Origin of the sequence: Lacrimispora amygdalina (assembly GCF_900205965.1) — a bacterium.
In the GTDB taxonomy this organism is placed as follows: Bacteria; Bacillota; Clostridia; order Lachnospirales; family Lachnospiraceae; genus Lacrimispora; species Lacrimispora amygdalina_A.
Genome location: NZ_OAOF01000019.1, coordinates 14658 through 40971, shown reverse-complemented (window position 1 = coordinate 40971; position 26314 = coordinate 14658). Strand labels below are relative to the sequence as shown.

Annotated in this window: 25 protein-coding genes; 4 read left to right on the top strand and 21 right to left on the bottom strand. The window is 43.1% G+C overall.

Annotated features, from left to right (window positions below):
• Positions 1 to 202: 202 nt before the first annotated feature.
• Both CRO04_RS20640 and CRO04_RS20635 read left to right on the top strand, forming a co-directional pair.
• The gene (locus CRO04_RS20640) at positions 203 to 1231 is read left to right on the top strand and encodes an FIST signal transduction protein (RefSeq protein ID WP_097006129.1); all 1029 of its coding nucleotides are present in this window, start codon (positions 203 to 205) and stop codon (positions 1229 to 1231) included.
• A 9-nt stretch (positions 1232 to 1240) separates the two neighbouring features.
• Positions 1241 to 2188, top strand: a complete 948-nt coding sequence (locus CRO04_RS20635; RefSeq protein WP_097006128.1) for a methyl-accepting chemotaxis protein — start codon at positions 1241 to 1243, stop codon at positions 2186 to 2188.
• 94 nt (positions 2189 to 2282) lie between these two features.
• Here CRO04_RS20635 and CRO04_RS20630 read toward each other — a convergent pair whose 3' ends face one another.
• The 15 genes from CRO04_RS20630 to CRO04_RS20560 all read right to left on the bottom strand — a co-directional run bounded on the left by CRO04_RS20630 (position 2283) and on the right by CRO04_RS20560 (position 19984).
• Positions 2283 to 3446, bottom strand: coding sequence for a DUF4317 domain-containing protein (locus CRO04_RS20630; protein WP_097006127.1), 1164 nt, complete (start codon positions 3444 to 3446; stop codon positions 2283 to 2285).
• Positions 3447 to 3537: 91 nt separating this feature from the next.
• Positions 3538 to 3912 carry a desulfoferrodoxin family protein gene (locus tag CRO04_RS20625; protein WP_097006126.1) on the bottom strand — a complete coding sequence of 125 codons (375 nt, stop codon included), beginning with the start codon at positions 3910 to 3912 and terminating at the stop codon, positions 3538 to 3540.
• Positions 3913 to 3999: 87 nt separating this feature from the next.
• Positions 4000 to 5745 (bottom strand): ABC transporter ATP-binding protein, encoded by a 1746-nt coding sequence (locus CRO04_RS20620; RefSeq protein WP_097006125.1) that lies wholly within the window; start codon positions 5743 to 5745, stop codon positions 4000 to 4002.
• Positions 5738 to 7531, bottom strand: a complete 1794-nt coding sequence (locus tag CRO04_RS20615; protein WP_097006176.1) for an ABC transporter ATP-binding protein — start codon at positions 7529 to 7531, stop codon at positions 5738 to 5740. The genes CRO04_RS20620 and CRO04_RS20615 overlap by 8 nt, the downstream gene beginning before the upstream one ends.
• Positions 7532 to 7629: 98 nt before the next feature.
• Positions 7630 to 8247, bottom strand: coding sequence for a TetR/AcrR family transcriptional regulator (locus CRO04_RS20610; RefSeq protein ID WP_097006124.1), 618 nt, complete (start codon positions 8245 to 8247; stop codon positions 7630 to 7632).
• 97 nt (positions 8248 to 8344) lie between these two features.
• On the bottom strand, positions 8345 to 10399 hold the full coding sequence (locus CRO04_RS20605; RefSeq protein WP_166432626.1) for a methyl-accepting chemotaxis protein: 2055 nt from the start codon (positions 10397 to 10399) through the stop codon (positions 8345 to 8347).
• Positions 10400 to 10912: 513 nt separating this feature from the next.
• The gene (locus CRO04_RS20600; protein ID WP_097006122.1) at positions 10913 to 11401 is read right to left on the bottom strand and encodes a GNAT family N-acetyltransferase; all 489 of its coding nucleotides are present in this window, start codon (positions 11399 to 11401) and stop codon (positions 10913 to 10915) included.
• A 138-nt stretch (positions 11402 to 11539) separates the two neighbouring features.
• Positions 11540 to 13228 carry a sulfate adenylyltransferase subunit 1 gene (locus tag CRO04_RS20595; protein ID WP_097006121.1) on the bottom strand — a complete coding sequence of 563 codons (1689 nt, stop codon included), beginning with the start codon at positions 13226 to 13228 and terminating at the stop codon, positions 11540 to 11542.
• Entirely contained in the window at positions 13228 to 14130 is a 903-nt protein-coding gene (cysD, locus tag CRO04_RS20590) for a sulfate adenylyltransferase subunit CysD (RefSeq protein WP_097006120.1), read from the bottom strand. Before cysD ends, CRO04_RS20595 begins: the two co-directional genes overlap by 1 nt.
• 13 nt (positions 14131 to 14143) lie before the next feature.
• The gene (locus CRO04_RS20585; RefSeq protein WP_097006119.1) at positions 14144 to 14455 is read right to left on the bottom strand and encodes an indolepyruvate ferredoxin oxidoreductase subunit alpha; all 312 of its coding nucleotides are present in this window, start codon (positions 14453 to 14455) and stop codon (positions 14144 to 14146) included.
• Positions 14436 to 16124, bottom strand: coding sequence for an adenylyl-sulfate reductase subunit alpha (locus tag CRO04_RS20580; RefSeq protein WP_097006118.1), 1689 nt, complete (start codon positions 16122 to 16124; stop codon positions 14436 to 14438). Before CRO04_RS20580 ends, CRO04_RS20585 begins: the two co-directional genes overlap by 20 nt.
• Positions 16125 to 16157: 33 nt before the next feature.
• Positions 16158 to 17222: an ABC transporter ATP-binding protein gene (locus CRO04_RS20575; RefSeq protein ID WP_097006117.1), complete on the bottom strand. Its 1065-nt coding sequence runs from the start codon at positions 17220 to 17222 to the stop codon at positions 16158 to 16160.
• A 21-nt stretch (positions 17223 to 17243) separates the two neighbouring features.
• Positions 17244 to 18080, bottom strand: coding sequence for a sulfate ABC transporter permease (locus tag CRO04_RS20570; protein ID WP_097006116.1), 837 nt, complete (start codon positions 18078 to 18080; stop codon positions 17244 to 17246).
• 11 nt (positions 18081 to 18091) lie between these two features.
• Entirely contained in the window at positions 18092 to 18943 is an 852-nt protein-coding gene (cysT, locus tag CRO04_RS20565; protein WP_097006115.1) for a sulfate ABC transporter permease subunit CysT, read from the bottom strand.
• A gap of 15 nt (positions 18944 to 18958) precedes the next feature.
• Positions 18959 to 19984 carry a sulfate ABC transporter substrate-binding protein gene (locus CRO04_RS20560; RefSeq protein WP_097006114.1) on the bottom strand — a complete coding sequence of 342 codons (1026 nt, stop codon included), beginning with the start codon at positions 19982 to 19984 and terminating at the stop codon, positions 18959 to 18961.
• 191 nt (positions 19985 to 20175) lie between these two features.
• Between CRO04_RS20560 and CRO04_RS20555 the strand changes: the two genes are divergently transcribed.
• Complete coding sequence (locus CRO04_RS20555; RefSeq protein WP_097006113.1) at positions 20176 to 21048, top strand: LysR family transcriptional regulator; 873 nt, start codon at positions 20176 to 20178, stop codon at positions 21046 to 21048.
• A 55-nt stretch (positions 21049 to 21103) separates the two neighbouring features.
• On the opposite strand, the gene CRO04_RS25920 is transcribed toward CRO04_RS20555, so the two are convergent.
• From CRO04_RS25920 to CRO04_RS20520, 6 genes are all read right to left on the bottom strand, one after another.
• Positions 21104 to 21886, bottom strand: a complete 783-nt coding sequence (locus CRO04_RS25920) for a CAP domain-containing protein (protein ID WP_242974581.1) — start codon at positions 21884 to 21886, stop codon at positions 21104 to 21106.
• A gap of 257 nt (positions 21887 to 22143) precedes the next feature.
• The gene (locus CRO04_RS20540) at positions 22144 to 22509 is read right to left on the bottom strand and encodes a hypothetical protein (protein ID WP_141401010.1); all 366 of its coding nucleotides are present in this window, start codon (positions 22507 to 22509) and stop codon (positions 22144 to 22146) included.
• 118 nt (positions 22510 to 22627) lie between these two features.
• Complete coding sequence (locus tag CRO04_RS20535) at positions 22628 to 23059, bottom strand: RrF2 family transcriptional regulator (RefSeq protein WP_097006110.1); 432 nt, start codon at positions 23057 to 23059, stop codon at positions 22628 to 22630.
• Positions 23060 to 23122: 63 nt separating this feature from the next.
• Positions 23123 to 24322 carry an ATP-binding protein gene (locus CRO04_RS20530; RefSeq protein WP_242974580.1) on the bottom strand — a complete coding sequence of 400 codons (1200 nt, stop codon included), beginning with the start codon at positions 24320 to 24322 and terminating at the stop codon, positions 23123 to 23125.
• A 20-nt stretch (positions 24323 to 24342) separates the two neighbouring features.
• Positions 24343 to 25110 (bottom strand): tRNA threonylcarbamoyladenosine dehydratase, encoded by a 768-nt coding sequence (locus tag CRO04_RS20525; protein WP_097006109.1) that lies wholly within the window; start codon positions 25108 to 25110, stop codon positions 24343 to 24345.
• A gap of 130 nt (positions 25111 to 25240) precedes the next feature.
• Positions 25241 to 25585 carry a metal-sensing transcriptional repressor gene (locus CRO04_RS20520; protein WP_097006108.1) on the bottom strand — a complete coding sequence of 115 codons (345 nt, stop codon included), beginning with the start codon at positions 25583 to 25585 and terminating at the stop codon, positions 25241 to 25243.
• Positions 25586 to 25730: 145 nt separating this feature from the next.
• On the opposite strand from CRO04_RS20520, the gene CRO04_RS20515 reads away from it, so the two are divergent.
• On the top strand, positions 25731 to 26279 hold the full coding sequence (locus CRO04_RS20515; RefSeq protein ID WP_097006107.1) for a GNAT family N-acetyltransferase: 549 nt from the start codon (positions 25731 to 25733) through the stop codon (positions 26277 to 26279).
• The last annotated feature ends 35 nt before the right edge of the window (positions 26280 to 26314 follow it).

The following is a 26314-nucleotide window of genomic DNA, read 5'->3' as shown; positions in this document are numbered from 1 at the left end:
ATCGCCTCTTCCTGTATCATTATACATCCAATAACTTTGTGTAAAACTATGGTAAAAATTTGTCATTTGTTATATAATATAGGGAAATAACATCGTTATTCACCAAAATGTAACGTCATTTTTCGACTACTTTAGACATCAGTGCGTGGAATAAAAACTTATAAAGGAAGCAGTCGTTACAACCAACACAAAGGAGAAACGAATGAAATCAGTTTATTTCAAAGACAACCGCACTGCTCTTGATGCTGTTAACCATAGCAATGCTGCTTTTGTATTATTTTGTGCACCTTCCGCTGTGCATGAATTATCACAACAGGTCAAGCAATCCACTGTCTTATGTTCAGCAGCAGGTGAATATTGTTCCCTGGGTTATCAAAACGGTATTATATCAGGATTCGAATATGATCCCCAGATGGCCGAAATTGTACCGATTGATCCGGTTCCTGCCCTGAGCATAAAAGATATGAAACAGGCCTATCAGAAAGTAAAGAATAACCCAAATGCATTTTTACTGTTATTATGTGAGGGTCTGTCTAAAATTGAAGAGAAGATAATGACATCACTCTATTTTATGGACAAGGATTTTAAGGTGATCGGAGGTTCCGCCGGAGACGATTTATCTTTTACAGAAACTCCTGTTTATATAGGAAGAGAAAAGGTACATAGTGTGGGGTTGTTCTTTGACTGTAATAGAAGAACGTATTTAGCCAGGGAGAACATTTACAGGCCATCGGGTAAAGAAATGCTGGTAACTGATGCTGACCCTATGAACAGAATTGTCAGATCCTTTAACGGCAGCCCGGCAAGTACACAATATGCCAAAAATCTCGGAGTTTCTGAAAGGGATTTAAATAATCATTTCATGAATCATCCGTTAGGTATTGAATACGACTCAGAAATCTATATTGCATCACCCCAAAAGATAAACGGTAATCAGTCACTGTCATTTTATTGCCAGATCATGCCCAATTCCTTTGTGAAAATCTTAGAACCGTTATCGCCGGAAGAAGTCATAAAAGAAACGCTGAAGGGAATTCCCTTTAAACCCCAGTTTCTATTGGCAATTAACTGCATACTGAGATGTCTCAAATTCCAGCAGGAAGGTCTGTGGCCCGTAATTGATCAGAATCTGACCGGTGCATGCCAGAATACGACCGGATTCATCAGTTATGGCGAACAATTTTATCAGCGACACGTGAATCAGACCATGATATTGCTGGCAATAGAATAGGAGGCCGTTATGTTTAAATATGGGTATGAGAAGAAATTAATTAACGAAACTCAAAACAGATCCGAAGATATACAGGAATTCATTGGCGATTTAGCAATTGATGCCAACCGCAACATGAATGGTCTCCTAAAAGAAGAGGGGAACTTAACGCACGGGTTAAATGAGCTTCTGGCAGGGACTGAATTTACATTGAATGAAATACACAAGGTTGAGATGCAGCTGAAACGTCTTGATGACAGCATTAATACAACAAATGATTCGGTAGATGCCGTATCCGGCAGCTTAAAGTTATCCGCAGAAGCGATTGAGGATACGCGGAATGCTTACTTACGTATGTCAGGCAAGATGGATGAGGTTTCAAATGTATTTAAAGATTTCTACAGCCTGTTCGAACTGCTGAAGCTTCAATATAATGAGATCACCGGATTTACCAATATGATAACCAGTGTTGCCCAGCAGACCAGGCTTTTGTCGTTTAACGCATCCATAGAAGCTGCCAGAGCCGGTTCCGCAGGTGTGGGATTTGGTGTTGTGTCAAATGAAATCAAAAAACTTTCTGATGAGTCCCAGAAAAATGCTGACGATATCATTGAATCATTAAAAAACATGACGGAAACCTTCGAAAAACTGATTGAAAAATCCAGTGACGGTGGAAAGGTTGTGGAAGAAGCAAAATCTATGGTTGAAGAATCCGAAAAGCTGATCGACGGAATTGTAGATGCTGAGAATTATGTAGGGATTAAAGTTACCCATGTAAAAGAGTCTCAAAGCACAAATTTAGAGGCAGTGAAAAATATTACAGAAAATATGGCAAATGTGGCTCATAAATCGGCTGAGGAACGACTCAAGTTAAATGAACTGGTAACAGGCGTCAACCGAAAGACAAAATTTTATTCCTATATTTTAAATCATTTAGATCAGATAAAAAACATAATCAAAGGCTGTACGGTAAGATAATAGTTACAGCCTTTACTCTCTTCGGCCAGACAGTTGTATATTTCTTTCGGAAATAATTCTCCCGTCTGGTCCGAATTCTGACAGGCAATGAAGGTTATTCATCCGCCTCTTCTTCATAGGATCGTTGTGCCGCAATTGGTCTTACTGTTATTCCGTTAATCTCCACATGCTCACTGATCCCGATTACAATACAGGGACGCCCCTCAATCATCCGGTTTTCCACAAGATAGGTCTTATCCGGAGCCACCTTTATGCTCACATCTGTTGTCTTGATTTCAAAACTTCTTGCGTTTACGATATTGGAAGCAAGGAATCCAGAACTCCTTTCCTGTTCTTCCTTGGTAAAACGCTGTTCCAGCTCTTCAAGTTTCTCCTGTGATGCACCATTGTTCTCCAAAAGCTTCTTCATCTGGTATTTATCAATCGTAAAGGGAGCCGGTTCATCCTTAGTTTCTTCCAGCATCTCATTGATGGTTTCATGTATGTTCTTTACCGCCTCAAAATCACAGTTTTCTCCCAGAGTTTCCTCGATAATCGTCTGAAACGACTCTTTCTGGCTTTTTGCTGTCATTGGGATCACACAGCCTAAGAGCTCGTCAATCAGACGCTCCGGCAGCTGTTCCGGATTCTTGGAATAATAAACAAGTCCGTGAATGTCTGTATTGCGGTCTGTAAATGCCGGAAATAAAAAGCCTGTATCAGGAGCCTCTACAATCCAGTCCCTGTTCCTGTTCTCGATTACATTAGCCTGAGAATTATAACAGAGTCCTGCCTTTGACAGCTTCACCGGGCAGATGGTACACTGGATAAATTCATAAACAAAATCAGAGGCATCGTACATCTCAAGACCATCGGAAGATCTTGCCGGTATATCATAGGCACAATGGATCAGGATTATGTAATAGTTCTCACCGTAATCATAGCTTGCTATGACCTTATCGTAAAATTCCTCAATCAGGCTGTCATCCTTTAACTGGCTGTCCCTCAGCTTTAGCAGGAAATTCTGCGTTCCTCCCTCTTCCTCCGTATGGAGCGGAAATTCCATATTCACCAGATTCTTTCCAAGCGTGCCTGAAAGAGCACTTTTAAAGATGGTGAAATATTTAAATGCCTCCTCTTCCGGAAGGGAGAGAAAGGCCTCTTTTAACTCTGTCCGTTTATTCTTTTCCGCATCTACATAACATCCGCAGATCCGGCTGATGGCGCAATTGGCCGGCGTAAAAAGCTTTTTTAATTCGCTTGCTTCTTTCTTATTCATGGAAGATATTCTCCTGTCTTATTGCTTTTTTGTTTCCCTGGATATCACCAAAAAGCCCACACACCAGAGGTCTGTGAGCTTTTTATTTTATTTATTTCTCTGCTTTCCATAATCCGTGAAGATTGCAGTATTCATAGGCTGCCAGGACCTCATCGCCTTCGACCATCATGAACTTTGCAACCGGTTTGTCACCCGGATTTAAGATCTTTCTCTGGTTGCCCGTCTTTGTCTCTAATACAATCCAGCCAATGAAATGTTCAGGAAGCATGGGATGTTCTACAGAACCAACGGTAACAGTAACGCTCTGGCCATCAACCTCAATAACCGGAACATGTTTTTCAGTCGCCGCATCTGTGGTATTGGCTTTCATCTCCTGCATGTTGTCTCCGCAGCAGGTAATGGTGCCGCCTTTTTCTTCTACTACCGCTACAATATTTCCGCAATGATTACACTTTAAAAACTTCATGTGAATACCCTCCTTTTTCTTTTGACTGCTGTAAAACTGCATGGTAATTATACCATAAATCCCACAATCTTACAACATAATCCTCCGCTATCCGATTGACCAGTTCTGGCTCTGATTCTGCAAGTCAGTCATATGGCGGTAGATTCCTCCTTTCTTATAAAGAGCTTCAGGACTCCCCTCTTCTGCCACTCTTCCGTCTTTTAAAACCACGATTTTATCGGCCTGGGCAACGGTTCTCATACGATGGGCGATAATAAGAACCGTCTTGTTCCGGATCAGGTTTGATATGGCGTTCTGAATCAAGGATTCATTTTCCACATCAAGAGATGCGGTGGCTTCATCAAGAATAATGACAGGTGCATCCTTTAATAAAGCTCTTGCAATAGACAGCCTCTGCCTCTCTCCTCCGGAAAGTGCTGACCCGTTCTCACCAATTCTGGTCTGAAAACCTTCCGGCAGCCGGTTGATAAATTCCATACACCTGGCTGCCTCTGCCGCTTCCATCACCTCTTTATCCGATGCATCCTTTCTGCCGATCCGTATATTTTCCATAACTGTATTATTAAAAAGCATCACATCCTGAAATACAACGGAAATATGCTTTAAAAGATGTTCGGGATCAAACTCTTTTACATCTGCGCCTCCAATTGTAACTCTCCCTTTCTCCACATCCCAGAAACGTGCCGCCAGCCTGGCTGCCGTACTTTTTCCTCCGCCTGACGGACCTACCAGTGCGGTTACCTGGCCCTGTCTGGCACAAAAGGACACATCTTCTAAAACTGTCTCATTCTGATGGTAGGAAAATCCCACATGTTCATATACAATATCATATCCATTCAGCGCTTTCATCTCTGCTCCGTCCTGGACCGGTTCCTCCTCAATCGCCCGCATCCGCTCGACCTGCAGCAGCGTGGAATAAACAGCTGATAAATTATTTAAGCAGCCCGTGAGCGGACCGTAAATACGGGTGGCTGCAACCATGAATATAAGAAATACCATAAGATCCAGCTTCTTCTCCGTCATAAGAAATGCACCGGTAAGAACAGTTGTTGCCATACCAAGGCGCAATACCATCTGAGATGCTGTTACAAAACTGCCGTTTAATGTTTCCATTCTGACTGTTCCTTTTTCCACTGCTATAATCTCTGAATCTAATTCCTTTAAATAAGATTCTCTTTGATTGTTCGCCTTGATATCCTGTAGGTTCTCGATACACTCCTGGATTCCATCAGAGACAGCCAGCTTCTTAAATTTTTCCTTCCGTTCCAGCCGGTCAATAACGGGCCTGGTTCCTGCTGAAAGCATAAATGCGGCAGGAATCACCCACAAAAGAGCCAACGCCATTTTATAGTCCAGAAAGAACATTCCCAATCCGACAAAAGCGGTGGAAAGAAGCGCACCAATGAGTTCCGGAATAAAATGTGAGAAAGCCGTCTCCATCCAGGCACAGTCTGACATAATGGTGGTTGTTAAATCTGCCAGATCTCTCTTGCCAAAGAAGGAAAGTGGGATCTTTCTTAATTTTTCCGCCAGCCGTATGCGTAAATTGGCGCTTTCCTGATAGGAGGCAAGGAACGTTTTGTTATATTGGATATACTGAAGAATAAAAATAAGAAACAGAAAAAGCACGCTCATTCCTATAAATCCCATAAGCCCCATTTCCGTTCCTTTTAATCCTGTAACGGGTGACAGCAGCTTCTCAAGAAAAATAATCAAAAGTCCCATGGGAAAAATAAGACCCACATTTGCCGCTGCGCAGGCAAAAACTGCTCTTGTAAGATCTTTTCCTCCCTGCTGGCTGAGTGCAAATCGTCTCTGTAAATACTTACTCATGCTTTTCACCTACTTTCCATGAAACTGAGGTCTGATAATTCTTCCACATGGCGGCATAAAGCCCCTGCTTTTGTATCAGTTCCTCATGTCTTCCTTCCTCTTCTATCCTTCCCTGATTCATGACTAAAATCCGGTCGGCCCCCCTGACAGTGGAAAGGCGGTGGGCAATCATCAGTACTGTCTTTCCTTTTACCAGAGTTTCAAAAGCTTTCTGAATCTGATATTCATTGTCAGGGTCTGCAAATGCCGTTGCTTCATCAAGCAGGACAACAGGTGCATTCTTCAGTACAGCTCTGGCTATTGCGATTCTCTGACACTCTCCTCCCGATAAGTAAACACCCCCGGTGCCGACAACGGTCTCATAGCCATCGGGGAACTTGTCGATGATATCCTGACAGCAGGCCGCTTTTACTGCCTGTTCTACTTCCGCTTCCGATGCTTCCGGTCTTGCTGCCCGGATATTATTAAGGATGGTATCTTTAAAGAGATGGCTGTCCTGAAATACAAAGCTGATATTTTCCATCAGCTTTTCTGTGTTCATTTCCCTGATATCCACTCCACCCAGACAGATGCTTCCGCCATCCACATCATAAAAGCGGGGGATGAGTCTGGCTGCTGTTGTCTTTCCGCCTCCCGATGGACCTACAATTGCTACAGTGGCTCCCTGGGGAATCTGAAATGATACATTTTTCAAAACAGGTTCCTTTTCCTCTTCATAAGAAAAGGTTACATTTTTAAATTCCACAGAGGAATCCATGGGAACTTTAGATTGCTCCGGTTCTTTTAAAAGATTTTCCTTTACAATGGTCATCACCCGGTTTAAAGCATCTTTCGCTTTTAAGGTATTCTCACTGGTCCACATGATTTTATCCATCATGGTAACGCAGACAGGTGTAAACAGAACATAAAAGATAATATCCAAAATGACCTTAAGGTAAGAGGCTCCATAACCTGAATCTGCAGCCACAATAAGCCCTGCCGGGATGAGAAAAGCAAAAATCCCATTTATACTGACGGTATAGGCACACATAGGAATCCGTAAAGAAATGGTATAGTTAACTACCCAGTTTTTATAACGAAGTATGGCCTCATGAAAATTTTTAAAGGAAAAAATGCTTTGCTGAAATGTTTTCACAACAGGAATTCCTCTGATATATTCCACAGCCTCATTATTCATATCCTCCAGAGCGTTCTGATACTGCGCCATGGTTTCTTCCATGTTTCCCATCATTACACGGCTTAAGATAAAGAGCCCTGCTGCCATGGGCAGAAGACTTACAAGCCCAAGCCTCCAGTCGAAAAACAAAAGGAGAAATAAAACCGCGGCAGGGGTCACCATGGCTCCCACTAAATCAGGAAGCTGATGGGCCAGATAGGTTTCCGTCTGTCCGGCCCCGTCATCAATAATCCGGCGCAGTTTCCCGCTTCCCACCCGTTTCATATAACCTACAGGCAGTTTTGTTAAATGATGAAGGGCAACTGTCTTCATATTCCTTGCTGTGCGGAATGCGGATAAATGGGTGCACATGAGAGCGGCGAAATAAATGACCATACTCCCAAGCGCAGCTGCCACAGCATACCAGCCATACGTAATCATCTCACCCGCTTCATTGACATCCGGCCAGGCCGTTACTGCTGCTCTCACCGCCTTCCACATAAATACATACGGAAACAGTCCAACAACAGCACTGATTCCGGAAAGAATACATCCCAGCCACGTTAAATATTTGTAATTCCCTGCAAACGTCAGGAGTGTGACCGTTCCGGTATCCGGAAGTTCTGTCATCACATTCATTTTTTCTTCCACCTTTTTTCCTCCTCTGGCATATGTTGATCAGCCATTAGTTAGTTGTGACTAATCTAAGATTAAAATAATATGGGGCATTAAAGCCCCATAATCTTTTTCCAGCCCGCATGCTGGAATGTTCCAAGTACCAGCCCGTAAGACAGGGCCTTTTGTCTGGGAACGTCATGTGCTACAAACTCCCAGAGCTGCTGAAAAAATGACCTGGACAAAATATGAATGATGGTGCTGTCAATATCCATGACCTCATGCCCCAATTCCTTCATCGCCTTAACAAATTCCCAGGTCGAGGCTTCTTCAATTTCAGTCAGCTGGCTTAAGTAGCTGTCACAGTATTCTTTGCTGCTTTTACAAAAAATCAGTTTAAATAAATCAAACCGGTCGTAAACATAATCCACCATCCATGGAATGTTTTCGTCTGAAATCACATCAAGGGCTGCTGCCTGTTTTTCGGGAGGCAGAGCGGCAAAATCCACATGCATTTTTCTGTAACCTTCCATCAGCCCGTCTGCAGCATCTCCGGTCAGTTCCTCAAAAAGCGCCTCCTTGCCTGGAAAATACCCGTAAATCGCCCCTGTTGTGACACACGCATCTCTGGCAATCCGCCTTAATGAAGCCCCTTCATATCCGTATTTTAAAAACTCCTGTTTTCCCGCTTCCAGGATAGCGAGACGTGTATCATTTCCCTGAGTACCCATTTAAGCTCCTTTATAACACTGTTATATAACAATGTTATTATCTTACAAAAAATGCAGGGCGTCAACACTAAAACAGTTTATTGATAATTTTTTCATATCAGCTGAGTTTAAATCTTCCTGCCTCATCCTGAAGAGTCTGCGCCTGTGCGGCCAGCTCTTCGCTGGAAGCGGAGCTTTCCTCTGCAGTCGCTGCATTGGACTGTACCACTGCAGATACCTGACTGAGTCCCAGAGACATCTGTTTTGCTGCTTCTGCCTGTGATTGAGAGGCTGCTTCTATCTCTCCAATAACCTGTTCCACAAAACCAGAGTTAACTGCTACCTCATTTAATGTCTCAGATGTAACACCAACCAGTTTTTCTCCTCTGGAAACGGTATCTGCTGAATGAACAATAATTGCTGCAGTCTGTCCTGCTGCCTGGGCCGATTTTTCAGCCAGACTGCGGACTTCATCGGCGACCACTGCAAATCCCTTTCCTGCTTCTCCCGCCCTTGCGGCCTCCACTGCGGCATTTAAGGCGAGAATATTGGTCTGGAAAGCGATGTCTTCAATCACCTTTGTTATGCTGTTAATCTTATCGGAGGAGCTGCTGATATCTTTCATTGCTGATCTTAGCTGTTCCATAAATTCATTGCTTTTTGAAAGTCCCTGTGATGATTCCTGAACGGATACGGCTGCTTTCTTCACCTGCTCTAAATTTTGATCAGCCTGTTCAGACATTGATTCAATTGCAGCCGTTAATTCTTCAATAGTCGCTGCCTGCTGTGCGGAACCTGAGGCCAGGGTCTGAGCTCCCTGAGATACCTGGTCCGCACCGGTTCCTACCTCATCAGCACTGGCCTGAATCAGTTTTAAAGTCCTGTTCAAAGACCTGGAGATGGTTAAAAGCGCGTCTTTTACAGGGGCAAATTCTCCTTTATAATCCTGATGAAGCTCTATCTGCATATTCCCTTCTGCCATAACCTCAAGCACCTGGGTGATCTCACGGATATATCCGATATACCGGTTTAGCTGTACCACAGTTCGGTTTAATGCAAGAGCCATCTGCCCTGTTTCATCGCCGGAACTTACCTCAGCTGATATATCCAGTCTGCCGTCAGCGATTAAATCAGCTGTCCGGGTCAGCTTCCTGATTGGTGCAACTATCATTCTGGATATCACAAGAATCATAATTACCACCACCAGAACAGCAGCAGCAAATACCGCAATCATCGATGCCGTGATTGCCCGGTATCCTTCATAAAACTCCTTTACCGGAAGTCCCGCGGCTACTGTCCAGCCTGTATCTCCCACTTTTCGTACATACCCTTCCGTCCCCGATTTTTCCGAGGTAAACGAAAGGAACCCTTCCGATGAAGAAGCAAGTGCTTCTTTCATATTCTGGGACATATCCAGATCAGCAATTTTTTTGTTCACCATAGCCTTGTCCGGATGGTAGATTACCTGTCCTTCTTTTGATGTAAGTATGTAAAATCCAGTCTCCCCAAGCTCATAGGAACCAATGGTGTTTACCAGTCCATCGAGAGAAAAATCAATTCCTACCGCACCAATGATTTCTTTTCCATCCGTTCCATAAACAGGTGATATGATACTTACAATCTGTGCCTTTGTGGCAAAATCCTCAAAAGGCTCAGTCATAATTGTACTCCCCGAATCCACTAAAAGCTGGTACCAGGGACGTTTTGTGACATGATAGGTGTTATCAGAAACAAACCCGTCAGACTGGGCCAGCTGGCTGGAATCTATATCTGCAATCCAAAATGCCACGATGGAATCTTTATCTTTTTCATAGGATTTGACCATGGTTTGTTTGATATCTTCAAATCCTGATTCCTCAGAAATAACTGTTCCAGGCTTTAAATCCAGAAAGAATTTCTCAAGTGCAACGGACTGGGCCAGCTGACCTGCTTTGTTTTTATATTGATTAAAGTAGCCTTTCATCTCCTCCGCTGCAACCTGTGATCTCGCAATCAGTTCTTTTTTTGTCAAATCTTCCACACTGGTTTTAACCAGAAACAAAATGACCGTTCCTACAATACAAAAAGACACAATAACAGGGATTCCGACGAAAAAAAGTATTTTAGTCAGAAGACTTTTTAAACCGAATTTGTGAAACCTCTTCACGTTTTTTTCTGTAGTATGCTTCGTCATAGTTTTCTCCTTTTTAGTCAACATATTGCTGGGCGTGCAGGAATCTTATACTGCGAAATGGGGCTGCAGGGGTTTGTATATTATTCACGCCAATATTAGTCGCAGTATACTTGATACTGCGTAAAGCAAGAAAAAAACCGCCATTTCCATACTTTTTTATATAAAAGACGATGGAAATGACGTTTTATGGATTCATATCTTTTTAATATAGCAGGTGTGTTCATATACTGAATATACCATCAACAGATTTTCAGTGACGCAGTTTTTGACGGTTAATTAAGATTGTTTAAGTAAATCAATCTTCACATATTAAAACAACTTGATTCTTTTGATTGAATATACATAATTCTACATATTATACTAATATTTGACAATTAATTAGAAGTGTTGTATCATCTAAATATACTAATTTTTTATACATTTTTCACTACGCAGTATCAAGTATACTGCGACATTTTTATGCATATTTACCAATAAAACTATAGAAATAATATGATTTAACTCTTATCAGAATTACTTTAATAACTTTCTGTAAAATTTCTGTTTCTCATCAAATATATAGCCATTCCACATCAGCACATGGTTGGAAGCATGATTTTCTTTTTCCGGTTTCACAATAATCTGTCTGGCATTTTCCTCTGTTTGAATAGTATTGGTCAGTAGCCTGACGATTTCTTTCCCGTACCCTTTGTTCAGATACGCTTCATTACCAATTAAATAATCAATCGAGAACGTATCTCCAGATATAGTTACATGATACCAATTCTCTAAGTCCCCTGCATCATAGCAGTCGTAATACTGGCAAAAACCAATTGGGGTTTTGAAATCCATGACGATAAAGTGATGTATCCAGCAATACGTTTCATTGCGTTGGCTGATTTCAGCAAGCCACTCGTCTGCATCATGATACCAATTTATAATATAGTCTTTTTTTAGCCATACGGTCATCAAATTAATATCTGCATCATTGAAGGGACGAAGTGTCAGTTCTCTGTTTTTCATTCCTTGCACCTCCTTTTAACAGCTGTGATTATTATAACGTGTTTTTAGAATCATCACAATCCCATAGACATATAACTGCAGTGAAAAAAGCTGCTTCCCTCCCAAAATCAAGGCGGAAAACAGCTATTGTTTATAGACTTATATAATCCAGAAATTTTCATTGCAGACAATCCGTCTGTATGTTTCGAATTTTGACCATTTATTATGGAAAGCAATTTTATTTTCAGAAGTCAGATTTTTATATTCAGTCAGGCAGTTTAACAGATCTTCACTGGAACCGATTTTTAATGCAAAGCCTCTCTCATCCAGAATCGGCAATCCTGTATAGCCATAATCATCAAGACTTATGATATCCTGTATTGTCCGGTTCCGTACCAGAACCGCCACAGAGTCATCCAAAGATATTATATCAAAAAAGTCTGGATATTGGAAACTGTCTCCCGAAACAGGTACGAGATCACCCTGGTGGTACGTGGTCTCCTTTGTCTTCTGTCTGGAAAGGAAGGCATTTTCCAGATTAAAATAGAACTCTTCAAAAATATATCCACCTGCCCGCAGCCCATGGTTTTCAAAGTATGGTTTTTCTTCTCCGCTCTCAACATGCTCTACCACGCCGCAGGCTGATGTCATATGGCTGACTCTGTCTATTAAAATCAGTTCACCAAGGGTTTTATTCCTTTTAAATTCATCAACCGGAATTCTTTGGGAAAATTCAATCATACAGGAGGCAATCTCATTCTTACCGATCTCCTGAGCAGGCAAATGTTCACCTGTGTTTATATCCACCCGGTAATCAATGCGCTTCACCACGGCAGGAAGCATTCTTGTTCCAAGCTTCAGAAGATAGTCATTGCCTTCCTTAAGCGGTGCTTCATCCATCCACAGAATGGAAGCTTTCACCTCTTTGCTTACCGGCAGCTGATCCTGAACCGTCAGAACGCTTCCCCGGCTCACATCCACCTCTCTGTCAAGCTGTATGGTAACCGCCTGGCCTGCAGCTGCCTGGTCAGATAACCGGTCTCCCACCAGAATGCTCTTTACCTTTGCTGTCTCATTTCCGGGGAGTATTGTAAGGATTTGTCCGGCTGAGACGATTCCTGATTCCACCTGACCCTGAAATCCCCGAAATTCATGGTCAGGACGGCATACTCTCTGAACAGGCATATAAAAACCATTTCCATCCTCCTCAGTCACTTCCGTCTGCTCCAGACTGGCAAGGAGCGTCTCGCCCTGATACCATGGCATATGTTCCGATTTTACAGTTACATTATCCCCCTGCGTGGCACTGACCGGAATTATGGTTACATGTCTTAAGGACAATTCCTCGGTCAAAGCTGCAATACTCTTACTGATCTCTTCAAACCGCTCCTGACTGTATTCTGCCAGATCCATCTTGTTGACTGCGAAGATAAAATGACGGATTCCCATGAGGGAACAGATCCTTAAATGACGCCTCGTCTGTACCAGAACACCCTGCTTTGCATCCACAAGAATGACTGCTAACTGGGCAAAGGAAGCTCCTACCGCCATATTTCTTGTATATTCCTCATGTCCCGGCGTATCCGCCACGATAAAGCTCCTTCTCTCCGTTGTGAAGTAACGGTATGCCACATCGATGGTAATCCCCTGCTCCCGTTCCGCCATCAGTCCGTCTAAAAGCAGGGAATAATCGATCTCACCGCCCCTGGACCCTACCTTACTGTCAAGCAGCAGTGCCTTTTCCTGATCTGCATACAGCAGTTTGGAGTCGTAAAGTATATGCCCGATCAGAGTTGATTTTCCATCATCCACACTTCCGCATGTAATAAATTTCAGCAATCCGTTCATTAGAAATAGCCCTCCCTCTTTCTCTTTTCCATACTGGCGGCTCCGCCGTCTTTGTCAATCACCCGGCTGGTCCGTTCTGATTCTACGGAGCTTAGAGTCTCTTCAATAATCTGATCAATGGTAACTGCTTCCGAAAGAACTCCACCGGAAAGAGGATAACAGCCCAGTGTACGGAAACGAACCTTTTTAAGCTGGGGAACCTCTCCGGGACTTAGCCGCATCCGGTCATCATCCACCATGATAATATCGTGATCCCGGTAAACAACTGGTCTCTCCGCTGCAAAATACAATGGAACAATGGGAATATTTTCCTGTTTTATGTACTGCCAGATGTCTTTTTCCGTCCAGTTGGAAATAGGGAATACACGTATGCTCTCTCCTTTATAAATCTCTGTATTATAAAGCTTCCACATCTCCGGTCTCTGATTCTTGGGGTCCCAGGCGTGGGAGGCATTGCGAAAGGAAAAGATCCGCTCTTTGGCCCTGCTTTTTTCCTCGTCTCTTCTTCCGCCTCCAAAAGCTGCTGTAAAGCCATATTTATTAAGCGCCTGCTTTAATGCCTGGGTCTTCATGATGTCAGTATAGGAAGAACCGTGGTCAAATGGATTGATCCCCCGTGCAACACCATCTTCATTGATGTATTCCAACAGCTCAATCCCCAGCTCCTTTGCTGTCCTGTCCCGGAATTCAATCATTTCTCTAAACTTCCATGTGGTGTTGACATGGAGAAATGGGAAAGGCGGCTTCTCCGGATAGAATGCCTTTAACGCCAGATGAAGCATGACGGAACTGTCCTTTCCGATTGAATAAAGCATAACCGGCTTCTCACACTGGGCGGCTACTTCTCTGATAATATAAATTGCTTCTGCTTCCAATTCATCAAGATGGGATAATCTGCTCATAATAATTTCTCCTCTAATACTTATTCGAATTTTTACCGTCCACTTCAATGATGCGTTCGGTTCCCTCAGGTCTTATGATTTTCCAGAGAAGGAGGTCTCCCTTCTCCAACACGTTCATCACAGTTCCATTTCCTCCCAGATCAGCTCCCAGATAAAAATCAATGGCTCCGAACCGGCACTCCTTCACGCAGGAGGCGCAGCCCCAGCAGTCCCTGGGATATTTAATAAATGCTTTGCCGTCTTTTTCCTTTATGAGACTGCCCGGACAGACACGGGTGCAGGCAAGACAGCCCACGCATGACTCTTTAGAAATCCGTATGCTCATATCTGTTCTCCTTTCCTATCTCCCGCAGCTTTAATATCAGCCTGCCGTCTTTCATTGTGGAATTAACAAATTTATGGTAGGCCTCATCCGGCCTGGGATAGTCCAGATTCTCCTGGAAGGAATGCCACCTGGTTTCCTTTCGATATCCCAGATGGGCAATAACAAAACGGCATACAATCAGGCGCTCCTTCAGTTCATAGACAAACATCAGCTCATGCATATCAGAGGCATTTAAACATCTGGTCAGACTCGTGATCTCCTTTATTTTTTCTGCAGCTATCTCTAACTGCTTTTCATTAAACTGATAATTGACTGAAATGCCTCCTGCATACTCATCCATCACCTTCTGCATTGCCTCCTCCAGTTCTTCTGCTGTATAAGCAGCATCCGGACCATTTAAAATACTTTCATACTCCCGGATTTTTTCATCTGCAAAAAGTGTAGCCTGATCCGAAATTTCAGTCTTCCGGCCTTTTTCTATAATATCAAGTGCAGCTATTTCCCCCTCTGCCAGGGCTCCGGTCACATACTTCTGGGGACAGCCCCCTGCTGCATCTCCTGCTGCATATAAACCTCCAAGCGTTGTTTCTCTGTTTGTATTAATCCAGTATCCGCTTGCAGTATGGCCTCCGACAATATAAGGCTCCGTTCCCGTTATTTCCACATCCTCTTTTCCAGGTGTCCTGTCATTTTGCAGCCATTTAAGAGTCTGGCTGGGAGCCATATTTAAGTATGCCTTCAGTAAATCCTCCTCCGTATCTTTGTCAATTCCTTTGGTACGTAGATAGCAGGGACCATTGCCAAGCTGATTCTCCCTTACGGTTCCATATACCCGTTCACTGGTGGTGATTCCGTATTTATCTTCATAGATTTCACCCCTGGAATTGATCTGTTTTGCCCTGACTCCCTGGGCAATTGTTCCGGTGGGGGCAATGGTGTCTTTGCAGCGGAGAGCAATAAAACGCATTTCAAACGATGTCATTTCTGCACCAGCTTTCATTCCCATGGCATAACCGGCTCCCGTGTTAAATGGGGGGTACCACATCTTATGGCGGGAAAATCCAGGATTGTTGGGTTTATAAAGACCGGCTGCTCCTCCGGTGGAAACAATGACTGCAGCTGCCCTTATCTCATAAGCGGTGTTTTCTTCCATATGAAAGCCCACGGCTCCCTTTACTTCATTGTTATCAGCCAGCAGATCCGTTATATTAACATGTTCCAATACTGTGACATTGGATGCCTGCAATACGGCGTCTGCAAGTATTGGCTTTATATTTTCTCCGTTAATCTTAATGTTGCGTTTTCCTCTGGTCACGTAATTGCCCGATTCATCCTTTAGAATGACAAGACCCAGCCGTTCTAAATCAGCTGTCACTTCATTGAATCTACTGGCTGCCGTAAACAAAAGATCTTTTCTTGCAATGCCTGCCGCATCTTTCATCGCGTAATCCACATAGTCTTTGGGGGTCTGCCCATCAGTAATATAGGCATTGATTGCATTTACCCCTGCCGCAAGACAGCCGCTGCGCCTGATCCCGGCTTTTTCGGCAATAATAACCCTTAAATCCGATCTTCTTGAAAGAGTCAGCGCCGCATAACAACCTGCTGTCCCTCCTCCTATAATCAGAACATCTGCAGTCATAACTTCCCGTTTCAATCTTATACTCATCTTTAACTCCTCTGTCTGATTCTTTTTTCTATGTCAGAATGTGACGATATTGACTCCGTTTAACAATGAATTTTCCAGCAGATACGCCTTTTTGTCATCGTAAGCATAAATCCTGTAAACAATTACATTCATTTTCTCACCAATGGCAACAGGGCGCCTCTCCAGAGATCTGCGGGTCGTGAGGGTAACTCCATTTACATTCAGCCGTACCTCCAGATAGTTTCCCCGAAAGGAGATGTCTTCAATGGTTCCTTCCTGGGAATATTTAATCACATCCTGGAATTTTGAATTGTCACTTTTAAACGCTTCCACAAACTCGGGCCGGATAATCGCTCCTGTAAAATCACCTTTTTCAAAGCCCCTCAGCCTGTGATATACGTCCATTCTGGCAGACTGACCGATAAATTCAGCTACAAATGGGGTTGCCGGATTTTTATAGATCTCAAATGGGGTTGCGATCTGTTCGATTCTTCCCTGATTGGTGACAATGATCTCATCTGCCACCTCCACCGCTTCATCCTGATCATGGGTAACAAAGATACTGGTAATACCCACCTTGTGAATCATTTCCTTTAACCAGCTGCGAAGTTCCTGACGCACCTTCGAATCAATGGCTGCAAATGGTTCATCAAGCAGCAAAAGGCCTGGGTTTGGTGCCAGTGCTCTGGCAAATGCAACCCTCTGACGCTGTCCGCCGGAAAGCTGATTGGGATAGCGTTTCTCTAACCCCTCCAGACCAGTTAAGGACAGCAGCTCCATGACCCGTTCCCTGATCAGCTTTTTATGAACTTTTTTTACTTCCAGACCAAAAGCGATATTTTCATAAACCGTCATGTACCGGAACAGTGCATAATTCTGAAATACAAAACCGATTCCTCTCTCAGCAGCCGGGAGATCATTAACTCTCTTCTGATCGATCATGATATCTCCGGAGTCCGGTGTTTCAAAACCTGCAATCATCCGTAAAATAGTTGTTTTACCGCTTCCGCTGGGTCCCAGAAGGGCAGCCAGCGTTCCTTTTTTCAGACCAAAATTCACTTCTTTTGAGGCCTTAAAATCTCCATATGATTTTTCAATATTTTTCATTTCTATGTACATAAAACCCTCCTGGTGAAGCCTTTACGCCTCTTTCCCATTCTTTTTTGCCTGATGCTCCGCAATATTGCGTATGATCAGCACTGCAACCGCCATAAGTACCAGAATGGAAGAGACAGCAAATGCCGAAGTAATGGATTCCGATGAACTGGAAAGATAAAGAGCATCGATTTCAAGAGGAAGGGTGAACGTCTCCCCTCTGGTTTTCGACAGGGCATGGACGGCCCCGAACTCTCCAAATGCCCTCGCTGTACAGAGAATCACCCCATAAAGAAGTGCAAAACGTATATGAGGAAACGTAATCCTACGGAATATGGTAAATCCGCCAGCCCCCATCAGTGCTGCCGCTTCTTCCTCTTCTTTTCCTTTTGAGAGAAGAACCGGTATGATTTCCCTTGATACAAATGGAAATGTGACAAATACAGTTGCAAGCACAACCCCCGGAACGGCAAATACGATCCGGATATTTGTTCCGAGGACTTCATTCAGCCTGGCAATCAGACCACCAGCCCACCCCATTCTCCCGAACGTCATTAAAAAAGCAAGCCCTGCAATAACGGGAGATATGGAAAACGGAATATCAATGACTGCAGAAAGAATCTGCTTCCCTCTAAATGAAAATCTGGTTATCAGCCATGCTGCCGAGATACCAAAGATTGTATTGACTGTAACTGCAATTACAGCTGCCAGTACAGTGACCCCTAACGCTGATTTCACAGTAGGGGATGCCAATGATCTGAAATAAAATCCCAGTCCCTCTTTCAGTGAATTGACGATAACTGAGATTAAAGGCAGCACCAGCATGAAAAAGAGAAATATGCCGCTGATTCCAATAAGAATCCATTTACTTTTTATTTTCATCTAATTCCCTCCTATAAGCTGCTGGTCCGCTTCGCCTGATGCACCTGAATCATATTTACAAACAGTAAAACCAGAAAGGACAGAAAAAGCAGCACCAGAGCAATTGCCGTTGCGCCAGGATAATCCAAATAATTGAGTTTCTGCGTAATCACATAGGAAACCACCTGTGTCTGATCCCTGGCGTTGTTTCCGGATATATAGATTACGCTGCCGTACTCCCCCACCCCTCTTGCGAATGCAAGACCAAATCCGGTTAAAAGCGCAGGTCCAAGCTCCGGCAGAATCACCCTTCTGAATGTATAAAACTTTCCTGCTCCCAGAATTGCTGCCGCCTCTTCGTATCTTGGATCAAGGGTCTTAAGAACCGGCTGAATGGAACGCACTACAAATGGTATTCCAATAAAAATCAGAGCGATGGTCAGTCCGGTCTTCGTATATGCTGCTTTTATCCCCAACAGCCCCAGAAACCGGCCCATAATACCCGTATCTGAATACAATTTGGACAGAGTGATTCCTGCCACTGCAGTGGGAAGGGCAAAGGGAAGTTCGATGAGTCCATCCATAATCCGTTTGCCTGGAAACTCATAGCGCACCAGCACCCAGGCAAGAATCAGCCCGAACACACTGTTGACAAATGCGGCAAAAACGGAACATAACAGGCTGGTTTTAAACGCATTTACCACATTGGTTTTTGTAATCAGGTTTATAAACTCCCGCGGTGATAACTGAAAAGAATACACCAGCACTGAGGCAAGAGGAATGATTATAAAGCCGGAAAGCATGAACAGAGTGATCCCCATACTCAGTCCGAATCCCGGTATGACACGCTGTTTTTTTTCTTTTGGATCTGACAGTTTTGTCATGTAACTTTCCTCCCTCTAATTACCGTAAATCTCGTCAAAGATTCCTTCGTCTGCAAAATAGGTTTTATAAGCAGTATCCCAGCCGCCAAAATCATCAATGGTACAAAGATTTACATTCAGATCAAACGTTTCGGAAAACTCAGAAAGAATCTTCCTATTTGAGGGTCTGTATCCGTATTTACCGATCAGTCTCTGGGCTTCATCGGAATAGAGATATTTTATGTATTCCTCTGAAGCCTTCTCCGCTTTGTCTCTGAGTGCGTTTTCATCCACCACCGCCACACTGGGTTGTGCAAGAATACTGATTCCGGGCGTAATAATTTCATATTGATCCGGATACTCTTTCACCGTGTTGATGGCTTCATTCTCCCAGGCAATCAGCACATCTCCCTGACCGTTTTCCACAAAGGTAGTGGTGGCTCCCCTTGCACCTGAATCCATAACAGAAACATTCCTGTATAGGTCCGCTGCAAATGATTTCATTTTCTCCTCATCTCCATGATAAGTGACTTTTGCATACTGCCATGCAGCCAGGAAATTCCAACAGGCACCGCCGCTGCTCTTTGGATCCGGGGCGATAATCTCCACACCTGGCTTTACCAGATCAGACCAATCCTTTATCTTTTTTTTATTCCCTTTCCTAACCAGAAACACAATTGCTGAGGTATAGGGTGATGAATTATCCTCAAATTCCTTAATCCATTCGGAATTAATCAGACCTGACTTTTCAATCATGGTAATATCTTGACCCAGAGCCAGAGTCACCACGTCTGCTTTTGCCCCTTCTATGACCGAACGTGCCTGACCTCCCGACCCTCCATGGGACTGCACTACCGTTATTTTTGTCTTATAGGTGTCCCGGTAATAAGATTCGAAGATCCTGTTGTATTCCTGATAAAACTCTCTGGTTGCATCGTATGAAACATTGGTAATTGTAATTGTTTTAACCTTTTCGGAACCTGTCTGCCCTGCGCATCCGGTAAGCACTGCTGCTGCCAGCAGTGTAAGGACACCTGCACATGTTTTTCCTCTTTTTCTCATTCATCAGCCTCCCTATGCTCCCTGCGTTATCTGGAAGTTTAATCCCTATTTACACATTTGTAAAGTATGTTATTGTTTTTTCTCAGACTGTATGGTAGAATTTCCTTATCTATTTTACTTGAATCATATTTTTTTGCTTATATATCATATATAACCTGTATGTTAATATGGATATTAGATAGGAGGCAGTCATGTCGATTAAAACCCTGATCATTTTTGTTACGGTTTATAAGGAAGAAAGCATCTCAGCGGCTGCAAAGAAGCTGAGTATCAGCCAGCCTGCAGTAAGTCTGGCAATCCGGGAACTGGAACAGGAATATTCCATCCGCTTATTTGAACGCGCCGGAAGAGGTATTCAAAAGACCGGTGCAGCCCGCCATTTATATGAATTCGCTTCCCATATCACCTCTCTTTATCAGGAAATGGATCTGGAATTTAAAAAAAAGGAACAAACCACACCGCTGCGGATCGGATTTTCCAGCACGATCGGAATCTGTCTGATGCCTGATTTAATGAATCGTTATACAAATAAAGGCCAGCTACCCGCTCCTTACATAAAAGTCGACACCTCTGACCGCATCGAGGCTGCCGTTCTGGAAAACCAGCTTGACCTGGCACTCACAGAGGGCGTAAGCAGTTCTGATAAAATTCTGAAGGAACCGTTTGACAGAGAACAGTTAATTTTAGTATGCAGTTCTTCCCATCCATTCTCCCAGATGAAAAATGTCACACTGGATGACTTAAAAGAAGAACATTTTCTTTTACGGGAAAAAGGCAGTCAGACCAGAAAACTGGCTGAATCTGCCTTTCATCTCCACGATTTTATTCTCCGTCCTGCCCTGGAAAGCAGCAGCTATGAAGCAATCCTATGGGGCGTACATTCAAATCTGGGGATAGCCATACTGCCGGAACGGCAAGTGCGAAAATACCTGGAAAAGGGCACTCTGTTTCCTATTGCCCTGCATGGAATTGATCTCAATCGGGAATATCAGATGATTTATCACCAGAATAAGTATCTGAATCCGGAAATGCTTCGTTTCATGGAGCTGGTAAAGCAAAAATAAAAACGCCCTGAAAGGATTTCCTCTCAGGACGCATCTTATGTATAATTGTCTTTACTTAGTATGTAAACAGCTGTACCCAGTACTGTGTTCCGGCACTGTTTTGTAAATTGCCAACGCCGATATGTGTAAAGTTCTTATTTAAGATGTTAGCGCGGTGTCCGGCACTGTTCATCCATGCATTCATTACTTCTTGCGGAGTCTGCTGTCCCCAGGCAATGTTTTCGCCTGCACCCTGGAAGTTAACGTTCTGCTCTCTTAAGGCAGTAGAGAAGGAGCTTCCGTTTGGACGTACATGCTCAAAGGAAGTCTGAATTTCACCAGCTCTTACATTAGCTGCTTTTTCCACATTTGCATCAATGGTAAGAGGGGCAAGTCCGGCTTTTGCTCTTTCTGCATTTACCAGATCTACAACCTGCTGGGTATAGGTCTTGTTGGTAGTAGAGCCGTTATCGGTATTACCATTATCGGTGTTTCCGTTATCGGTATTTCCATTATCGGTATTTCCGTTATCGGTATTTCCATTATCGGTATTTCCATTATCGGTATTTCCGTTGTTGGTATTTCCGTTGTTGGTATTTCCATTATTGCAATTTTTATTATAGCGATTGTTAAATGATGACCAGTCGAAATTATTTAAATTGTTTATATCGTTTAAATTGATTCCAAACTGCTGAAGCTTTGCTTTTAAATCACTGACATTGCCGGAGCCATAAATTGCAGTCACATTTCTTCCGCCATAGCACTGTCTGAAAGAATTATTCACCGCTGCGTTTGCTGTTAATGGAAGCATGCTTGTTAATGTTAACGTAATCAATCCAATTGCTTTTAGTCTCTTCAATGTTATTTCCTCCTTATGGGTTTGTTACAAAATTATTACATTTGTGTTACAGGAATATAATAGCACTGTTACTTCCATTTTTCCAGTGGTAATACATGGTAATTATTTTTCCATTTTCCAAAAACGGTAAAAGGAATTTATTTAGTACCCTTATAGAATTCATCAGCTTTGCAAGTTCTGCCGGATTATATATATTTCAATACATCAAAAAAGAGTGGCAGGCCAAAATCAAAGCCTGCCACCCCCCAATTTTAAAATCAGGAAATTTCTTTCCATTTGGTATTTAATGTCGTTCCGTATACCTCATAGCTTTTGCGTACAGGAGCATCAAATCCAACGGTAAAAATACTGGACCATGAGCCAATAAACCACGCTGCCAGTGCTTCAACCTGGATGTCTGTGGAACCTGACGGAATATCCAGCTGTTTGTTCACACCTGCCGTAAAGTTTCCGCTGTCTTTTTCGATACGCTGTCCGTTGAGAGTAAAAGTAACCTTAAATTTCGCAACATAACCACCTGTATTTCGAACGGTAATACTGCCCCCCACATTATCGCTTTGCAGCGCATGCATGGCTGAGGCAACATTTCCTCCGTCTGCTGCATTTTGTACTGAAGGCACCATCTGTACACTCGTGTTGCCCCAGTGAACTTCCCTATTATATGAAAAAGCTCCCTTCATGGAGGAATCAGATAAAATTCATCCATGAAGGGAGCTTCCTATTAAAAATCCATTCATTCACCTATATCACATAATTATTCATATAATCATTCTTATGAATCAGATCAGCAATGGTAATCCCGTCAAAGTAATCATTAATCAGCTTATTAAGGCCTTCCCACATCTCCAGAGTCTGACACTGACTGGCTCTGCTGCAGTTATTGGTCTCTCCCTCCAGACAGGACACTGGCGCAAGCGAACCTTCCGTAAGCCGTAAAATGCTTCCCACCGTATAAAGCTCCGGATCCTTAGCCAGCTTATAGCCGCCGCCCTTTCCTCTCAAAGAGATAAGGAGATTATTCTTACTTAAAATTGATACAATGGATTCTAAATATTTTTCTGATATCTCCTGCCTTTGGGCAATATCCATCAGAGTAATAAATTCACCGTTATTGTGCTCCGCCAGATCAATCATCAGTCTGATGGCATAACGGCCTTTCGTTGAAATTTTCATATGGCATAACCTCCTTATCATAATTTACCACAAGGTTAATATGTTTTTCAAGTCTATTTTCGATTATTCTTCCGGATTTTCAGTTTTATCTGCTGCTTTCTCATCATAATCATCCAGAAAGTGATGAACAGCCCCTTCCTTCTTATAAGCAATTATAGTATTAAGATTAACATTCTCCACACTTTTAAATATGTTGCTTTCAATGTAGGGGTTGGTCTCCTTTAACTGGCTGATCAGGTTTTTAATCTCCACCCGTTTGGAACCGGTGTTTCCATCTGTCCTGCAGGTAGTGCAGGTATCGGTAAACCGGCATGCACACTGGATGAAATGAAGGTCATTATAATCCCTCCACCGTTTGATGTCATCCTCTCTGATGAGGTACAGCGGACGAATCAGCTCCATCCCTTCAAAATTAGTGCTGTGAAGCTTAGGCATCATGGTCTGGATCTGGCCTCCGTACATCATTCCCATGAGTATAGTCTCGATTACATCATCATAATGGTGGCCCAGTGCAATCTTATTGCAGCCCAGTTCCTTCGCCTTACTGTATAAGTGTCCCCGCCTCATTCTTGCACACAGATAACAGGGGGATTTCTCCACTTCATAGACTGCATCAAAAATCTGTGTTTCAAATACGGTAATAGGAATATTTAAAAGTCTGGCATTGTTTTCAATGACCTGACGGTTTGTCTCATGATATCCGGGATCCATCACAAGAAATACCAGCTCAAACGGAAACTTGTTGTGGCGTCTGATCTCCTGAAACAGCTTTGCCATCAGCATGGAATCCTTACCTCCGGAGATGCATACCGCAATCTTGTCACTTTCCTTTACAAGCTCATATTCATTAATCGCTTTGGCAAATTTACTGAACAACTCTTTATGGAATTTCTTTCGGATACTTTTTTCAATCTCCTCCAGACGGCCCAGTCCCTTTTCTTCTTTCTTCATGGTCTGAATGAGCCAGGTTCCATAGCCTCCTTCCAGGCTATAGGCCATGTATCCCTTTTCTCTTAAAGTCTCTGCCGCTTCCTCGCTGATTACACCCTTTAAGCAATATAAAACAATCTTTTTCTCTTTGGGAAGCGTGCACTCATCTGCTGATAATGCTTCCATATCCATGTGAATGGCGCCGGGAATAAAACCATGCTGATAGGCTCTTTCCTCTCTGATATCCACCAGAATATATTCTGCCTGATCCATCTGCTCCAGCTGTTGTAATGACAGACTGCATTCACACGTATCCATGTATTCTGAACCCATATCCTTATCTCCTCATTCCTTTACGCTTTCTGCTGCCCGCCTGAAAGGTCTTTAATCACCTCACCGGCGATAATCAGACCTGCAACAGACGGCACAAATGCCAGGCTGCCGGGAATATCCCGTCTCTCCGTACACTTATGAGCAGCTCCGGGAGGGCAGATGCAGTTTGTCCTGCAGCTGATGGACATATCCTCGATGGGCCTGGTTGGTATTTCCTTTGAATAGACCACCTTTAGCTTTTTCACTCCCCGCTTCTTTAACTCTCTTCTCATAACCTTCGCCAGGGGGCAAACCGATGTTTTATAAATGTCGGCAACCTCAAACCTGGTAGGATCTAACTTGTTGCCGGCGCCCATACAGCTGATAACCGGAACACCTGCTTCTTTTGCCTGCATCACAAGCTGAAGCTTGGCTGTCACCGTATCCACAGCATCCACTACATAATCATAGTCCTGAAAGGAAAAATCTCCTGCATTCTCAGGCAGAAAGAAGCACTTGTGCATCTCCACCTCAGCATCCGGATTAATCTCTAATATCCGTTCTTTCATTACTTCAACCTTATATTTGCCCACCGTTTTTCTGGTGGCTATTATCTGTCTGTTAATATTGGTCAGACATACCTTATCATCATCAACAAGAACAAAGGAACGGACTCCGCTTCTTACAAGAGCTTCTACAACATATCCGCCCACTCCGCCTATTCCAAATACGGCAACTTTCGCCTCTGACAGACGCTTCATAGCGTCTTCCCCCAGTAACAGCTGGGTTCTGGAAAACTGATTTAACAAATGAATCTACCTCTTTCTACATTTTCTGCCTGGTGGTATAAAAAAACACACTTCAAGTAATTATACTTCGAAAAGTGTGTTTGGGCAATTCATTTTTACTGGATAAGGTTTCCTTCAGATGGGAATTGGTTTATTTAATAAAACGGTCTATGGCCTTGTTTAAATCCTCAATTGCCTGCTTGTCTCCAGATTCCACCGCGTCCACAATACAATGTTCAATATGATCCTTAATAATCACTTTTCCTGTCTGATTCAGTGCGGATATGACTGCTGACAGCTGAATCAGTACCTCACTGCAGTCTCTTTCGTCACTGACCATACGTTTCACAGATTCTAAATGTCCGATCGCACGGGACAGCCGGTTTATAACCATCTTTGTATTCGTATGCTTATGCGGGTGTCCGGGTAAATGGGAATGGGTATATTCAGTTCCATCCTCTGCCTTATGTGTGTGATATTCCATGTTCTCGTTCATATTTGCTACTCTCCTCCATACTCCCCTATTGTACTCCAGATTTCATTTTTTCACAAGATGTGGTATGAAAATCAGGCATTATTGACATACACGCACGTTTATGCTATGCTTTTACTCCAAAATTTCAATACTACAGGAGGAAAACATGTCAACAATTTATGAAACCCAGCGGCTTTTACTAAGAACACCGGAACTGTCATTTGCCCCTATGGTCACAGACTATTATCAAAGAAACCGTGGATTTTTATCGGAATGGGAGCCTGTCAGAGAAGAAGAATTTTACACTCTGGAATATCAGAAAAAGCAGCTGGAAAACCAAATCGCAGACAGCAATGCATTAAAGCTGTGGATCTCAAAAAAGGGTGAGGAAAACAAAGTGATCGGCGCCCTGGCATTTAACAATATCGTAAAAGGAGTGTTCCTCTCCTGCTTCCTTGGCTATAACCTGGATAAAGATGAGATAAACATGGGCTATATGACAGAAGCTGTAAAAAAAGGAATTGAAATCATGTTTCAGGACTATGGTCTTCATCGGATTGAAGCCAATATTATGCCACGTAATATCAGGTCTCTAAAAGTGACAAAAAAACTTGGCTTTCAGGAAGAAGGACTTGCTTCCCAGTACTTAAAAATCAATGGAAAATGGGAAGATCACATACATATGGTATTATTAAATTATGAAATGATCGAATAAGGGCTAAAAACATTTTTACTGTTTCCAGCCCCTAT

Coding starts and splice junctions, on each gene's coding strand:
- CRO04_RS20640 (WP_097006129.1), top strand. CDS start 203: ATGAAATCAGTTTATTTCAAAGACAACCGCACTGCTCTTGATGCTGTT.
- CRO04_RS20635 (WP_097006128.1), top strand. CDS start 1,241: ATGTTTAAATATGGGTATGAGAAGAAATTAATTAACGAAACTCAAAAC.
- CRO04_RS20630 (WP_097006127.1), bottom strand. CDS start 3,446: ATGAATAAGAAAGAAGCAAGCGAATTAAAAAAGCTTTTTACGCCGGCC.
- CRO04_RS20625 (WP_097006126.1), bottom strand. CDS start 3,912: ATGAAGTTTTTAAAGTGTAATCATTGCGGAAATATTGTAGCGGTAGTA.
- CRO04_RS20620 (WP_097006125.1), bottom strand. CDS start 5,745: ATGAGTAAGTATTTACAGAGACGATTTGCACTCAGCCAGCAGGGAGGA.
- CRO04_RS20615 (WP_097006176.1), bottom strand. CDS start 7,531: ATGACAGAACTTCCGGATACCGGAACGGTCACACTCCTGACGTTTGCA.
- CRO04_RS20610 (WP_097006124.1), bottom strand. CDS start 8,247: ATGGGTACTCAGGGAAATGATACACGTCTCGCTATCCTGGAAGCGGGA.
- CRO04_RS20605 (WP_166432626.1), bottom strand. CDS start 10,399: ATGACGAAGCATACTACAGAAAAAAACGTGAAGAGGTTTCACAAATTC.
- CRO04_RS20600 (WP_097006122.1), bottom strand. CDS start 11,401: ATGAAAAACAGAGAACTGACACTTCGTCCCTTCAATGATGCAGATATT.
- CRO04_RS20595 (WP_097006121.1), bottom strand. CDS start 13,228: ATGAACGGATTGCTGAAATTTATTACATGCGGAAGTGTGGATGATGGA.
- cysD (WP_097006120.1), bottom strand. CDS start 14,130: ATGAGCAGATTATCCCATCTTGATGAATTGGAAGCAGAAGCAATTTAT.
- CRO04_RS20585 (WP_097006119.1), bottom strand. CDS start 14,455: ATGAGCATACGGATTTCTAAAGAGTCATGCGTGGGCTGTCTTGCCTGC.
- CRO04_RS20580 (WP_097006118.1), bottom strand. CDS start 16,124: ATGAGTATAAGATTGAAACGGGAAGTTATGACTGCAGATGTTCTGATT.
- CRO04_RS20575 (WP_097006117.1), bottom strand. CDS start 17,222: ATGTACATAGAAATGAAAAATATTGAAAAATCATATGGAGATTTTAAG.
- CRO04_RS20570 (WP_097006116.1), bottom strand. CDS start 18,080: ATGAAAATAAAAAGTAAATGGATTCTTATTGGAATCAGCGGCATATTT.
- cysT (WP_097006115.1), bottom strand. CDS start 18,943: ATGACAAAACTGTCAGATCCAAAAGAAAAAAAACAGCGTGTCATACCG.
- CRO04_RS20560 (WP_097006114.1), bottom strand. CDS start 19,984: ATGAGAAAAAGAGGAAAAACATGTGCAGGTGTCCTTACACTGCTGGCA.
- CRO04_RS20555 (WP_097006113.1), top strand. CDS start 20,176: ATGTCGATTAAAACCCTGATCATTTTTGTTACGGTTTATAAGGAAGAA.
- CRO04_RS20540 (WP_141401010.1), bottom strand. CDS start 22,509: ATGGTGCCTTCAGTACAAAATGCAGCAGACGGAGGAAATGTTGCCTCA.
- CRO04_RS20535 (WP_097006110.1), bottom strand. CDS start 23,059: ATGAAAATTTCAACGAAAGGCCGTTATGCCATCAGACTGATGATTGAT.
- CRO04_RS20530 (WP_242974580.1), bottom strand. CDS start 24,322: ATGGGTTCAGAATACATGGATACGTGTGAATGCAGTCTGTCATTACAA.
- CRO04_RS20520 (WP_097006108.1), bottom strand. CDS start 25,585: ATGAACGAGAACATGGAATATCACACACATAAGGCAGAGGATGGAACT.
- CRO04_RS20515 (WP_097006107.1), top strand. CDS start 25,731: ATGTCAACAATTTATGAAACCCAGCGGCTTTTACTAAGAACACCGGAA.